Below are 12536 nucleotides of genomic sequence, written 5' to 3'. Positions count from 1 at the left end.
AGCGCATCGGGACCTTCCGGTTGCATGATGCTGTTCGCGACATCGGCCCATGAACGGGACCCCCACCCCGCTCGGTATGCAAACCGGAGCAAATTCTTCAGCTGCCCCAACTGCACGGAACGCGCGCTTCCTTGGGCCTGTCGGCTTCAGGATAGGTTCTATGACCCCCGCCAAGATCGCAAGAGTGAAAGATATTACTTGCGTGTCATATGCCCTGATTGGGGCGCCGGTCGAAGGTGGAGCTGTGGCCGGACTGTGAAGTTGCCGCGAAGGCCGCCCCGTCGCGTCACGCGATACGGGGGAAACGAGCGAGGCCCCTTCGCGTGATGCGAAGAGGCCTCAGCCGTGCGTGCGCCGCCAGGGACTCGAACCCCGGACCCGCTGATTAAGAGTCAGCTGCTCTAACCAACTGAGCTAGCGGCGCCTGCTGACCTGGAGAACTCTACCCGACGCTCCGGAGTGCTCCCGACCATTTGATGAGCGATGTGGCCTGTCGGATGGTCGTTTTTTACCTTTGATCCGTCAAAATGTGATTAGTCAGGACCGTTAGTGCCTGACGCGCGTGCAACACCGCACAGCATCTTGTCGAGCGTGGAGGGGATCGCATGACCGCACCGGTCTTCGAGGAGTACGAACCCGCTTGCGACTGCCCCTGTGGCGGCTGCGCCGAACAACGCCGCCGGCTGGCGCGGGGTCTGTCCCTGCGCGCGGGCGGCCACCCCGCCGCTCATGGCGCGCGCCGCGCCCTGGTCCTCGTCACCGCGGCCGGCGTCGCCCTCGGCGTCTCGGGAGCGGGCGCGGGCGAGGCCGACGCGGACACCGCCGGGCCCGCGCTCGGCACGGCGCAGCCGGACGGGCCGCCGTCCGCCGCCGAACCGGATCCGACGAGCCCGCAGGGCGCCAGCGGCCCGCTGTACGGGTCCCCGTCGGCGGGACCCTCGCCGGACCACTCGATCGACACGCTGCGCCGGACCAGCCGCGCGGACATCATCAACCGCGCCAAGCTGTGGGTGGACGCGAAGGTCCCCTACTCCATGACGAAGTACTGGTCCGACGGCTACCGCCAGGACTGCTCGGGCTATGTCTCGATGGCCTGGAACCTGGACGGCAACGAGTGGACGGGCAGCCTGTCCCGCTTCGGCACCCGGATCGAGCGGGAGGACCTCCAGCCCGGCGACATGCTGCTGTTCCACAATCCGTCCGACCCCACGAAGGGGTCGCACGTGACGCTGTTCGGCGGCTGGACCGACTACACGCACACCTACTACCTCGCGTACGAGCAGACGAAGCCGAGCACGCGGGCGCAGTCCACGCCGATGGCGTACTGGAGCAACTCGGCCAGTTACGTCGCGTACCGCTACAAGGGCGTCGCCGGGGGCAGTGGCGGCAGCACACCGGAGACGGTGGACACGCCGAAGCCGGCCGCCTTCCCCGGTGCGAAGTCGTTCGGGCCCGGCGCCGACAACGCGAACGTCACCCGGCTCGGCGAGATGCTCGTCGCACGGGGCGGCGCACGCTTCTACGGCGTGGGCCCCGGTCCCCGTTGGGGCGAGGCCGACCGCCGAGCCACCGAGGCGTTCCAGCGGGCGCAGGGCTGGCGGGGTGCGGAGGCCGACGGGCTGCCGGGACCCGACACCTGGCGGTATCTGGTGAACGGGCTCGGCAAGGACATCCCGGCGGCGGGGGCGGCGGGCGCGGGCGGTCCCGGCGGGACGAGCGCGGCCAAACCCGAGTACCCCGGGGCGGGGCAGTTCCGGCCGGGCCGGTCCGGCGCGCACGTCACCCGGCTCGGCCACCGGCTGGTCGAGCGCGGCTACGGCCGCCACTACGTCTCCGGCCCCGGCCCGCGCTGGGGCGAGGCCGACCGGCGCAACGTGGAGGACTTCCAACGGGCGCAGGGCTGGCGCGGCAGCGCGGCCGACGGGTACCCCGGCCCCGAGACTTGGCGACGACTCTTCGCATGACGACGGAGGCAAGGATGACCACACAGACATCGCAACCGAACGGCGACGGGCAGATGCTGCGGGGCGCACCGGCGCTGCGGGCGGCGGCACGCAACGCGCTGACGGCACGGGAGCCGGCGGAGCCGGTGGATCCGGTCGACCGGGCCGAGCCCGTGGCCCCGGCCGAGCCGCCGGAGCCCCCGGCCGGCTGGTACCAGAACGTCCGCCTGCTGACGGGCCCGCCGGCCGAGCCCGCCGCCCCGCCCCACGAGGGGGAGCCACCGGGAACGGCGGCCACGGCGGAGGCCGAGCGGGAGTCCTGCTACGGCGGGACGGTCCCCGAGGTCGCGGACATCGTGAAGTGGGCGTCGGCGGAGAAGGACCGCGAGCAGGGACGTGAACCGGGACGTGAGCCGGGACAGGAGCGCGAGCCCGAGGTCGTGTCGGTGGAAGTACCGCCGACCGCGCACGTGGGTGCGGACGCCGCCGCCCCGGAGCCGGCCGCGTATGTCGAGCCGCAGGACTCCCCGGAGCGCCCCACCGGAGATGCCGGTTCACGGTCCGGCTCGGACCGGGACGAGGACGCTCCGGCCGTGCGCGGGGATGCGGAGATCCGCTCGCAGCGGGAGGCGGGCGCGGCAGCCGCGGCGGCCTTCGTGCCGGAGGGCGAGGTTTCGGCATCGGCGTCGGCGTCGGTCTCGGCCGCGTACGTCGAGCCGGACGCGGGGGCCTCGGCCCCGGCCGCGTACGTCGGTCCGGAGGCGCGCCCCGAGCGGGACGGCGCCCTCGTACCGGACGTGAACGTCGGTGCGGAGAGCCGTACCGAACAGGGCGCGGACGATTCGGCTCCGGCCGCCCATGTCGACGCTTCCGTGCCGTCCGCGTACCTGTACGCGGACGTCCGCTCGGCGGCCCCGGTCGTCTCCGTGCCGGACGCGGAGATCCCGGCGCCGGCCGGGTACGTCGAACCGCAGGACCGCCCCGAGCGGGACGAGGACGCCGGGGCCACGCGGGTGGCGGATGAGGACGCTTCCGCCGCCGACGGTTACGTCGGACCGGACACGGAGTCCGGCCCGGTCGACGGCGACGGCGACGGCGGCACGGTCGCTGACGAGCCGTCAGGGCAGCCCGACGCGAACGCGACCAGCGGGATCTCCGCCCCCGTGTGGGACGTCTCCGTGCCCGCCGGGTCCGGGGGCGCCGTTCCTACGCGGGCCTCCGTCACCTTCGACAGCCACCGCTGGAGCCCGCTCATCGTCGGCGAGGCCACCCACGAGATCCCCGTCCATCTCCTCTTCCGTGACGACGAGGTGACCGGCCCGGCAGCCGGACGCCCGCGCGCCCGCCGCGCGCCCGTCGTCTCCGCGCCGGTCCTGCCGCCCGCCGCCACCTCGCGGCCGGCGACGCCCGTGGACACGAAGCTGGTCGAGCGGCCCGGTCCCACGCTGCCCGGCTGGACGGCGGCGCTGGTCGGTGTCGCCGGGCTGTTCGGCTGCGCCGTGGTGCTCTGGTGGGTCGGGGCCGTACCCGACGCGCTGACGCAGATGTTCGGGCTGGCCTCGAATCCGTACAACGGCATCGGCATCGGCATGTGGGCGCTGCTCACCGTCGCCGTGACGCTCACGCTCTTCGCCTTCGGCGGGCTCGGCCGCGGCCGGGTCGGGCACGCATGGGTCCTGACGCTCTTCGGCGAGTACCGGGGGAGCGTGCGCCGTACGGGACTTCTCTGGGTCAGCCCGCTGCTGCTGCGCCGCCGCGTGGACGTACGGCTCCGGCACTGGCGCAGTGAGCCGATGCCCGCCGTCGACGCGAACGGTACGGCGCTGCGCGTCGTGGTCCTGGTGGTCTGGCGGGTCAGGGACACCGTCCGGGCGGCGCTCGGGGTGCGCGACCACGAGGAGTATCTGCGCGAGCAGGTCGAGGCGGCGATGGCGCGGGTGCTCTCGCAACTGCCCGCCGACGCCTTCCACGAGGCCGCGCCGACGCTGCGTAACGCCGAGGTGGTCGGCGACGCGCTGACCCGGATGCTGTCGGCCGAGTGCCGGCCGGTCGGGCTGGACGTCTTCTCGGCGCAGCCGACGCGGATCGAGTACGCGCCGGAGATCTCGGCCGCGATGCAGCGCAGCCGGATCGCGGCGATCGACGCCAGGCACCGGGACACGGTGCTCACGTCGGTGGTCGACGCGGTGGACGACACGGTGCACCGGCTGACGTCGCGGGGTCTTGTGGAGCTGGACGACTACGAGCGCAAGGTCCTCGTGAAGGACCTGACCGTGGCGTTCTACACCGGCAGGCACGGGTTGAACGAGGGGAACTGACCGTTCCGCTCTCGTTGATTGGTCTGGACCTTTCTTGGTCGTTGTTATGGACACGGTCAACTTCGGTCAATACTGTGGGACTTGGTCTAGACCTGATTGCGCAGTCAGGAGTCACCGCACCACCGCACGCGTGCAGCACAGCTCACCGAACACTCCACGGTCCCCAGGAGCGAGAGCATGCGAAAGAAGAGAATCAGCGCCGCCGTACTCGGTCTCGCGGTGGCGGGCGTGTCCCTGCTCGCCACCGGCAGCGCGAACAGCCACGGTTACACCGACTCACCGATCAGCCGTCAGAAGCTGTGCCAGGCCGGCACCGTCACCGGGTGCGGAAGCATCCAGTGGGAGCCGCAGAGCGTCGAGGGGCCCAAGGGCTTCCCCGGCGCGGGTCCCGCCGACGGCAAGATCTGCGCGGGCGGCAACGGCGGCTTCGCGCAGCTCGACGACCCGCGCGGCGGCAACTGGCCCGCCACCAACGTCACCGCCGGACAGTCCTACAGCTTCCGCTGGCAGTTCACCGCCCGGCACTCCACGTCCGACTTCCGCTACTACATCACCAAGAACGGATGGGACCCGACCAAGCCGCTCACCCGCGCGGCCCTCGACCCGCAGCCGTTCATGACCGTGCCGTACGGCAACCAGCAGCCGCCGGCCACGCTCGTCCACCAGGGCTCGATGCCCGCCGGGAAGACGGGCAAGCACATCGTCCTGGCCGTCTGGAACGTCGCGGACACCACCAACGCGTTCTACGCCTGCTCGGACGTCAAGTTCTGATCAGTCCCGATCAGTTCCGCACGACGCAGTACCGCACGAGGCGGTATCGCATGACGCAGTACCGCACGACGCAGTTCCATCAGCATGTGACCGGCGAGGGTCTGCTTCATCGCTGACGGGCCGGGCCGTCGTACGCGGGGTGTGTGCCGCACCCCCCGTACGGCGGCCGGTCTCGGTCAGATGGCCAGCGAGAGCACCACCGGCGCCGCGCCCCGGTTGAGGGTGTCCGCCGCCGAGCGCAGCCGGTGCGCGTGCTCGATCGGCATCGACAGCGCGAGACAGCCGACCGCCGAACCCGCCGTCAGCGGGACCGCCGCGCAGACCGTGCCCACCGCGTACTCCTGGAGGTCCAGGATCGGCACCGTCGCCGGCTGGCTGTCCAGCTTCGAGAACAGCACGCGCTCGTTGGTGATGGTCCGTGAGGTGAGCCGCGCGATCTTGTGGCGGGAGAGATGGTCCCGGCGGCTGTTCTGGTCGAGCTGGGTCAGCAGGCATTTGCCGACCGCGCTGGCGTGCGCCGCCGAGCGGAAGTCCACCCACTCGTTGACGGCGGGCGCGTCGGGCCCGTCGGCGTACTGAGTGATCTTGACCTCGCCGTCGATGTACCGGCTGATGTAGACGGCCGCGCCGACCGAGTCGCGCAACTCGCCCAGCGTGTCCTGGAGTTTGGACTCCAGGGCCTCCTCGCGGGTGGTGCCGGAACCGAGCAGGACCAGCGAGTCGCCTATGACATACGCGCCGTCCGTCACCTGCTCCACATAGCCCTCGCGCCGCAACATAGCCAGCAGCGGGGCGAGATGGCCGGTCGGCAGCCCCGTCTCGCGGGCGATCTGGACATCCATCACGCCACCGGCGTGCCTGGAAACCGTTTCGAGGACGCGCAGGACGTATTGCACCGAGTGGAACGGCGCGGTCGGCTCTGGCTTCAGCGCCACGGTTTCCCCCTAGCAGGTTGTGACCGCAAGCTTCCCTACCACGATAGCCGTCAAGACCCCCTTCCGGGGCGGCTGTTGACCAGAAGGGCGGCCCGTCCGGCGGCTCTAGCTGGGGCGTATCGCCTAGGCATATGCCAGCGGCACAACCATCCGAGTGGCCGGACCCGGAAACGGGGGAACCCGGTCCGCTGGGAAGGACCGGGTTCCCCCGAATTCGGCGAGGCCGCCGCCTGCGTGAACGCGCCGGGCGTACGCCTGTTGGCGGACGCGACGGATGCCTACAGCACCGCGCTCAGGAACTCCCTGGTGCGCTCGTGCTCCGGGTCGCTGAACATCTTCTCCGGCGGTCCCGACTCGATGACCCGCCCGGCGTCGAACATCAGTACGTCGTCGGATATGTCGCGCGCGAAGTTCATCTCGTGCGTCACGCAGAGCATCGTGATGTCCGTCGTCCGGGCGATGTCCCTCAGTACGTCCAGAACGCCGGCGACCAACTCCGGGTCGAGCGCCGACGTCACCTCGTCCAGGAGCAGGACCTGCGGTCGCATCGCGAGGGCCCGCGCTATCGCCACCCGCTGCTGCTGCCCGCCCGAGAGCTGGCTCGGATACGCGTCGCAGCGGTCCCCGAGCCCCACCAGGTCGAGCAGCCCGCGCGCCCGCTCGTCGGCCTCGTCCGTGGACAGACCGAGCACATGCACGGGTGCCTCGGTGACGTTCCGCAGCACCTTCATGTTCGGGAAGAGGTTGAACTGCTGGAACACCATGCCGATGTTCTTGCGCACCTCACGGACATGGCGCTCGCCGGCGGGGACGAGCCTGCCGTCCTTCTCCTCGTGCGTGAGGTAGTCGCCGGCCACCTTGATGGTGCCCTCCTCCGGCCTGATCAGCGTCATCAGGAGTCTGAGGATCGTCGTCTTGCCCGATCCGGAGGCGCCGATCAGCGTCACGTGCTTGCCGGAGTTGACCGTGAAGTCCAGTGAGTCCAGGACCGTGTTGGTCCCGAACCGCTTGGTGACCTTGTCGAAGCGGATCAGCTCGCTGCCGTCGGCGGCGGGATTGGCCGTTTCCTTCGAGGTGTTGGCGGGTGTGCTGTCAGCGGACAAGGCGACGCTCCAATGCTCGCATGAGAAGGGATGCCGGATAGGAGATGACGATGAAGGCCACACCGACGACGGTGAAGACCTCGACCGTCAGGAAGGTCTCGGAGGCGAACTGCCGTGCCTCGCCGAGCATTTCCAGCACTCCGATGACGAACAGCATCGGAGTGTCCTTCAGCATCGCGATGACGTAGTTGCCCAGCGCGGGCACGACGCGGCGGATCGCCTGCGGGAGGATCACCGCACCCCAGGTGCGCGACCTCGGCAGATTGAGCGCCTTGGCCGCCTCCCACTGGCCGGCCGGGACGCCGTCGATACCGGCGCGGTAGACCTCGGCGGTGTACGTCGAGTAGTGCAGGCCCAGGCCGACCACACCGGTGACCATGGCGCTGAGCGTGATGCCCCACTCGGGGAGCACGTAGTAGAGGAAGAACAGCTGCACGAGCAGCGGGGTGTTGCGGACGAACTCGGTGATGACGTTCACCGGCCAGCGCACCACCGCCAGGCTGGATCGCTGGGCCATCGCCCAGACGAGACCGAGCGCGAAGGCGAGCAGCGCGCCCAGGAACAGTGCCTGGAGTGTGACGAGCAGGCCGTCCCAGAACATCGGCATGAAGTCGCCGACCGCGGACCAGTTCCACTGCATCAGCGCTCACCTCCCGCGGTCGCCACGGCGGCGTCCGGCTGCTGCTGCTGGGGGACCTCGGCCTTGCGTCCGGGCCACCACGACGTCTTCTCGGGGCGCTGTCCGATCCCGGCCTTCGCCTGCCGCTCCAGGACGCGCATACCGCGCGTGAGCACGAAGGCGAGGACGAAGTACATCAGCAGGATGATCGTGTAGACGGGCGCGCTCTGACCTGTCGCGTTACGCACCAGCGACGCACCGAAGGCGATGTCGGCCACGCCCATGATGGAGACCAGTGCCGTGCCCTTGAGCAGTTCGATCAGCAGGTTGTTGAACGGCGGGATCATCTCCGGCCAGGCCTGCGGCAGGATGATCTTCCGCAGCTGCTGCGCGGGCGTGAAGCTCAGCGCGATCCCCGCCTCGCGCTGCGCGGGAGCCACGGCCTGCACCGCGCCCCGGACGACCTCGGAGCCGTACGCCCCGTAGGTGAGCCCGAGCGCCAGCGTCGCCGCCCACAGCGGGACGAGCTGCCAGCCGAAGCCCAGCGGGAGCACGAAGAAGATCCAGAACATCAGGATCAGCGCGGACGTGCCGCGGAATATCTCGAAGTAGGCCCCGGATATGAAGCGCACGATCCACAGCCGGTGGGAGCGGGCGAGCCCGACGACCAGGGCGACCACGGCGGCCAGCGCGGCGCTGAAGACGGTCAGCTGGACGGTGATCCACACGCCCTTGAGGAGTATCTCCCACAGACCCCAGGTGATTTCGCTCATGGCGCGCACTTCTCCTTGGCCGTGATGGTCGTCATCTGGTCCTTCGTGAAGCCGAAGGGCCGCATGATCTCCAGGAGTTCGCCGCTCTTCTTGAGCTTGTGCAGCTCACGGTTGAAGGAGTCGCGGAGGTTGGTCTCCGGTGAGCGGAAGGCGAAGCCGCCGACGTCGATGACGGGCTTGCCGTCCACGATCGGCGTGACCTCTTTGGTGGCCTCGGCCTTGGTGCTCTCGGTCTCCTTGATCACGTTGAACACCGTCACCGCCGTGCCGGCGAAGACATCGACACGGCCCTGCTCGACGGCGAGCAGTCCGGCCAGCTGGTCGGGCAGGGTCGTGATGTCCTTGACCCCGGCCTCCTCCGCGTAGCCGATCTCCGCGTAACCGACACCGGTCGCCATCCTGGCGCCCGCCTCGGCGATGTCCTTGTAGCTGTTCAGGTTCTTCGGGTTGCCCTTCGGCACGATGAACGCGTCGAGCATCTGGTACTCGGGGTCCGCGAAGATGACCTGCTCGCAGCGTTCCGGGTTGATGTACATCCCGGCGGCCACCACATCGAACTGGAGCGAGTTCAGTCCCGTGATCAGCGAGCCGAACTCGGTGGCGAAGGGCTGGACGCTGTCCACGCCCAGCTCCTTGAAGATTCGGCTGGCGATGGCCGGGGCCGAGCCCGTCATCTCACCGTCCTTGCCGATGTAGCTGTACGGCTGCTCACCCGCCAGCCCGAGGCGCACCGTCCCCTTGGCGCGCAGCTGGTCCAGGAGGGTCCCCCCGTCCCCGGCGTCGGCGGTGGCCACGCGGCTGCATCCGCTGGTGGCTCCGACCGCGCCCGCGACGCCGAGTGCCGCGGCACCGGCGAGCAGCGAACGGCGCCGGAGCCCGCTTCCCGTGCTTCGTGTGTTGTTCCCCTTTAGTGGAGCCATAGGCGCGCGGCTACCCGAAACGTTCGAGGGTATGCGGATCATTTTCGGACCGATATGCCTATCGTTACCCGCGGCGGGGCGGGTCCGCCCGGCCCGGCATTCGCTCGGCCGGGGCGGGTATTCATGGCCGGACACAGGCTGCATCCGAACCGACGAGAAGGGCGCGAGAACCATGAGCGACCGCTTCATCGAAGTGTCCCTGGACAAGCGCGGCGTACGCTGCACCGCCAAGCTCCTCGACGAACTGGCCCCGATCACCTGCGCCGCGGTGTGGGACGCGCTGCCGCTGGGCGGTGACGTCTATCACGCCAAGTACGCGCGCAACGAGATCTACGCGCTGATGCCCGGGTTCGCGGCCGAGGAGCCGCCGCTGGAGAACCCGACGGTCACCCCCATCCCCGGCGATCTGTGCTATTTCACCTTCTCCGACACGGTGCTCGGCACCACGTCGTACGGGTACGAGGACCAGGCCGCCCACCGGGGCCGCCGTACCGTCGTCGACCTCGCGCTGTTCTACGAGCGCAACAACCTGCTGATCAACGGCGACACGGGGTGGATCCCCGGCATCGTGTGGGGCTCGGTCGTGGACGGGCTGCCGGAGATGGCGGAGGCGTGCCAGGACCTGTGGCGCGCGGGCGCGACCGGCGAGACGCTCAACTTCCGGCGGGTCTGAGCGGGGCTGGGCGGGGCTGGTCGCGGGTTGGGGCGCGGGTGTAGGCGCCGGCCGGAGGCGGGCCCAGCGGGGCCCGCCGGCCACGGCCCGCCTCGCCGGGAGCTACGCGCCGGTGGGGGCCGGGAGCGACGCCGCTCCCGACTCGTACAGCGCGTGTGCCGCCCGCATCACCAGCGCGTCCGCGTGGCGGGCGCCGATCAGCTGGAGTCCGATCGGCAGCCCGTCCGCGTCCACCCCGCACGGCACGGTCGCCGCGGGCTGCTGCGTCAGGTTGAAGGGATAGGTGAACGGGGTCCAGCCGGTCCAGCGCCGGTGCCCCGAGTCCTTCGGCACCTCCACGCCCGCCTCGAAGGCGGTGATCGGCAGGGTGGGTGTGACCAGCAGGTCGTACGTCTCGTGGAACCGCCCGAGCCGCCGGCCCAGCTCCATCCGCGCGTCCACCGCCGCCAGATAGTCCAGCGCGCTCGCCTCCGACCCGGCCGCCACGACCTCCCGCAGCCCCGGGTCGAGCAGCGCGCGCTGCTCGTCGCCGAGCGGCTGTGTCACCCGCGCGGCGCCGGTGAACCACAGGGTGTGGAACGCCTCGACCGGGTCCGAGATGTCGGGGTCGGCCTCCTCGATGTACGCGCCCAGCTCGGCGAGCCGCCCCACCCCGCGCCGTACCGCCGCCGCGACGTCCGGCCGCACCGCGACCTGGCCGCCGAACGATGGCGAATACCCGATCCGCAGTCCCGTCACGCCCTCCCCGAGACCGGCGCGCAGGCCGGGCGCGGGGGCGAGCTGCGACCAGTCGCGCCAGTCGGGGCCGCTGATGACGTCGAGCAGCAGCGCCGCGTCGGCGGCGTCCCGTGTCATCGGGCCGGCGTGCGCCAGCGTGCCGAACGGACTCGACGGATAGAGCGGGATGCGCCCGTAGGTGGGTTTGAGCGCGAAGATCCCGCAGAAGGACGCCGGGATCCGGACGGAGCCGCCGCCGTCCGTGCCGATCGACAGCGGACCCGCGCCGAGCGCGACCGCCGCCGCGCTGCCGCCGCTCGATCCGCCGGCCGTCCTGGACAGGTCGTACGGATTACGGGTCACCCCGCTCAGCGGGGAGTCCGTCACGCCCTTCCAGCCGAACTCCGGGGTCGTCGTCTTGCCGATCAGGACCGCGCCGTTCTCGCGCAGCCGGGCCACGGCGGGCGCGTCCTCGGTCCAGCGGCCGGCCGGGTCGACGGTCCGCGAACCACGCAGGGTCGGCCCGCCGCGCTGGAGGAAGATGTCCTTCACCGAGACGGGGACGCCGTCGAGGAGCCCCTGCGGCTTCTTGCCGCGCCATCGGGTGGTGGACGCCTCGGCGGCGGCCAGCGCCTCGTCGGCGTCGACCCGGACGAAGGCGTTGACGAGCGGTTCGACCGCCTCGATCCGGTCCAGCGTGGCGCGCACCACGTCGACCGGTGAGAAGTCGCCCTTCTCGTAACCGGCCAGCAGCTGTCGGGCGGTGAGATCGGTGAGGAACATGGACTCAGTCATGCATGGGGACGTACCCACGTTTCTTGTCCACCACGTTAGGCAACGGCTCTCCGGACGCCCAAATGTCGTAAAGACCGACGAACTGCTCGCCCAGCCGGTCCCGCCAGCCCACGGTGTCACCGCTCATGTGCGGCGACACGATCAGACCGGGCACGTCCCACAGCCGGCTCTCCGGATCGAGCGGCTCCGACTCGAAGACATCGAGGGCCGCGCCCGCGATCCACCGCTTGGACACGGCCTCCACCAGCGCGTTCTCGTCCACGAGCTGGCCGCGGCCGACATTGATGAAGCGGGCGGACGGCTGCATCAGTCCGAAGAGGCGCGCGTCGAACATGCCGCGGGTGCTCTCCGTGAGCGGCGCGGCGCAGATCACCCAGTCGGAGCGGATCAGCAGCCGGTCGAGCTGGTCGGCGCCGTGGATCCCCGGGCGCGCCGTGCGGCCGGTGACCGCGACCGTCACCCCGAGCGCCTTCAGCGTCTCGGCGATGGCCCGGCCGATCGGACCCGCGCCGACGACCGTCGCGCGACTCTCGGCGACACGTAGTCCCTCACGGTGACGCCAGCGCCGTTGCCGCTGGAGTTCGAGAGTTCCCGGCAGGTCCTTGGCCATGGCAAGTACAAGACTCGCCACGTATTCGGCAATGGGCTCCTCGAAGATGCCGCGGGCGTTGGTCACCAATGTTTCGGAGTTGATCAACTCGGGACACAGCAGCCGGTCCACCCCGGCGCTCGCCGTGTGCACCCAGGCCGGCCGCGGGCCGTCGCCCGGCCAGGCGAGCCGGATCGCGTCCGAGGTGAAGTCCCACGCCAACAAGACGTCGGCCAGGGGGAGTTGAGCAGCGAGGGTGGAGTCGTCGGCGTACCGGATCCGGGCCCGGCCGGTCAGCCGGCCGAGGCGCGGCGGCGGGTCGGCACCCAGGACGAGAAGAGTCGGTTCAGCCATCGGGAGAGCCCTTCGGAGCGGGGCGG

The 12536-nt window shown here is 70.5% G+C and carries 11 protein-coding genes and 1 tRNA gene; 4 read left to right on the top strand and 8 right to left on the bottom strand.

Annotation, left to right across the window (positions count from 1 at the left end):
- Window positions 1-350: 350 nt before the first annotated feature.
- Window positions 351-424 (bottom strand) — tRNA-Lys (locus ACFYNU_RS01725).
- Between the two features lie 181 nt (window positions 425-605).
- On the opposite strand from ACFYNU_RS01725, the gene ACFYNU_RS01720 reads away from it, so the two are divergent.
- The 3 genes from ACFYNU_RS01720 to ACFYNU_RS01710 all read left to right on the top strand — a co-directional run bounded on the left by ACFYNU_RS01720 (window position 606) and on the right by ACFYNU_RS01710 (window position 5032).
- Window positions 606-1964, top strand: coding sequence for a peptidoglycan-binding protein (locus tag ACFYNU_RS01720; RefSeq protein ID WP_356590239.1), 1359 nt, complete (start codon window positions 606-608; stop codon window positions 1962-1964).
- A 14-nt stretch (window positions 1965-1978) separates the two neighbouring features.
- Window positions 1979-4261 (top strand): SPFH domain-containing protein, encoded by a 2283-nt coding sequence (locus ACFYNU_RS01715; RefSeq protein WP_356590241.1) that lies wholly within the window; start codon window positions 1979-1981, stop codon window positions 4259-4261.
- 177 nt (window positions 4262-4438) lie between these two features.
- The gene (locus ACFYNU_RS01710) at window positions 4439-5032 is read left to right on the top strand and encodes a lytic polysaccharide monooxygenase auxiliary activity family 9 protein (RefSeq protein WP_356590243.1); all 594 of its coding nucleotides are present in this window, start codon (window positions 4439-4441) and stop codon (window positions 5030-5032) included.
- A 176-nt stretch (window positions 5033-5208) separates the two neighbouring features.
- On the opposite strand, the gene ACFYNU_RS01705 is transcribed toward ACFYNU_RS01710, so the two are convergent.
- The 5 genes from ACFYNU_RS01705 to ehuB form a co-directional block, all read right to left on the bottom strand.
- Complete coding sequence (locus ACFYNU_RS01705; protein ID WP_356590245.1) at window positions 5209-5967, bottom strand: IclR family transcriptional regulator C-terminal domain-containing protein; 759 nt, start codon at window positions 5965-5967, stop codon at window positions 5209-5211.
- Window positions 5968-6245: 278 nt separating this feature from the next.
- On the bottom strand, window positions 6246-7070 hold the full coding sequence (ehuA, locus tag ACFYNU_RS01700) for an ectoine/hydroxyectoine ABC transporter ATP-binding protein EhuA (RefSeq protein WP_356590247.1): 825 nt from the start codon (window positions 7068-7070) through the stop codon (window positions 6246-6248).
- Window positions 7060-7710 (bottom strand): ectoine/hydroxyectoine ABC transporter permease subunit EhuD, encoded by a 651-nt coding sequence (gene ehuD / locus ACFYNU_RS01695; protein ID WP_356590249.1) that lies wholly within the window; start codon window positions 7708-7710, stop codon window positions 7060-7062. The genes ehuA and ehuD overlap by 11 nt, the downstream gene beginning before the upstream one ends.
- Window positions 7710-8462, bottom strand: a complete 753-nt coding sequence (gene ehuC, locus ACFYNU_RS01690) for an ectoine/hydroxyectoine ABC transporter permease subunit EhuC (RefSeq protein ID WP_356590251.1) — start codon at window positions 8460-8462, stop codon at window positions 7710-7712. The genes ehuD and ehuC overlap by 1 nt, the downstream gene beginning before the upstream one ends.
- Window positions 8459-9382: an ectoine/hydroxyectoine ABC transporter substrate-binding protein EhuB gene (gene ehuB, locus ACFYNU_RS01685; protein WP_356590253.1), complete on the bottom strand. Its 924-nt coding sequence runs from the start codon at window positions 9380-9382 to the stop codon at window positions 8459-8461. The genes ehuC and ehuB overlap by 4 nt, the downstream gene beginning before the upstream one ends.
- Before the next feature lie 172 nt (window positions 9383-9554).
- Between ehuB and ACFYNU_RS01680 the strand changes: the two genes are divergently transcribed.
- Window positions 9555-10055 carry a DUF3830 family protein gene (locus ACFYNU_RS01680; RefSeq protein WP_356590255.1) on the top strand — a complete coding sequence of 167 codons (501 nt, stop codon included), beginning with the start codon at window positions 9555-9557 and terminating at the stop codon, window positions 10053-10055.
- 102 nt (window positions 10056-10157) lie between these two features.
- Here the strand turns inward: ACFYNU_RS01680 and ACFYNU_RS01675 are convergent, their stop codons facing one another.
- Both ACFYNU_RS01675 and ACFYNU_RS01670 read right to left on the bottom strand, forming a co-directional pair.
- Window positions 10158-11567, bottom strand: a complete 1410-nt coding sequence (locus ACFYNU_RS01675; RefSeq protein ID WP_356590257.1) for an amidase — start codon at window positions 11565-11567, stop codon at window positions 10158-10160.
- A complete protein-coding gene (locus tag ACFYNU_RS01670; RefSeq protein WP_356590259.1) occupies window positions 11560-12510 on the bottom strand; it encodes a D-2-hydroxyacid dehydrogenase in 951 nt (316 codons plus the stop codon). Before ACFYNU_RS01670 ends, ACFYNU_RS01675 begins: the two co-directional genes overlap by 8 nt.
- Between the last annotated feature and the right edge of the window lie 26 nt (window positions 12511-12536).

It is taken from the genome of Streptomyces sp. NPDC006643 (assembly GCF_042870175.1).
Classification (GTDB): domain Bacteria; phylum Actinomycetota; class Actinomycetes; order Streptomycetales; family Streptomycetaceae; genus Streptomyces.
This window is presented reverse-complemented; position numbering and strand designations above follow the sequence as displayed.

Excerpts from the sequence above, each read along its gene's own strand:
- ACFYNU_RS01720 (WP_356590239.1), top strand. The coding sequence starts at position 606 with ATGACCGCACCGGTCTTCGAGGAGTACGAACCCGCTTGCGACTGCCCC.
- ACFYNU_RS01715 (WP_356590241.1), top strand. The coding sequence starts at position 1,979 with ATGACCACACAGACATCGCAACCGAACGGCGACGGGCAGATGCTGCGG.
- ACFYNU_RS01710 (WP_356590243.1), top strand. The coding sequence starts at position 4,439 with ATGCGAAAGAAGAGAATCAGCGCCGCCGTACTCGGTCTCGCGGTGGCG.
- ehuD (WP_356590249.1), bottom strand. The coding sequence starts at position 7,710 with ATGCAGTGGAACTGGTCCGCGGTCGGCGACTTCATGCCGATGTTCTGG.
- ehuC (WP_356590251.1), bottom strand. The coding sequence starts at position 8,462 with ATGAGCGAAATCACCTGGGGTCTGTGGGAGATACTCCTCAAGGGCGTG.
- ehuB (WP_356590253.1), bottom strand. The coding sequence starts at position 9,382 with ATGGCTCCACTAAAGGGGAACAACACACGAAGCACGGGAAGCGGGCTC.
- ACFYNU_RS01680 (WP_356590255.1), top strand. The coding sequence starts at position 9,555 with ATGAGCGACCGCTTCATCGAAGTGTCCCTGGACAAGCGCGGCGTACGC.
- ACFYNU_RS01675 (WP_356590257.1), bottom strand. The coding sequence starts at position 11,567 with ATGACTGAGTCCATGTTCCTCACCGATCTCACCGCCCGACAGCTGCTG.
- ACFYNU_RS01670 (WP_356590259.1), bottom strand. The coding sequence starts at position 12,510 with ATGGCTGAACCGACTCTTCTCGTCCTGGGTGCCGACCCGCCGCCGCGC.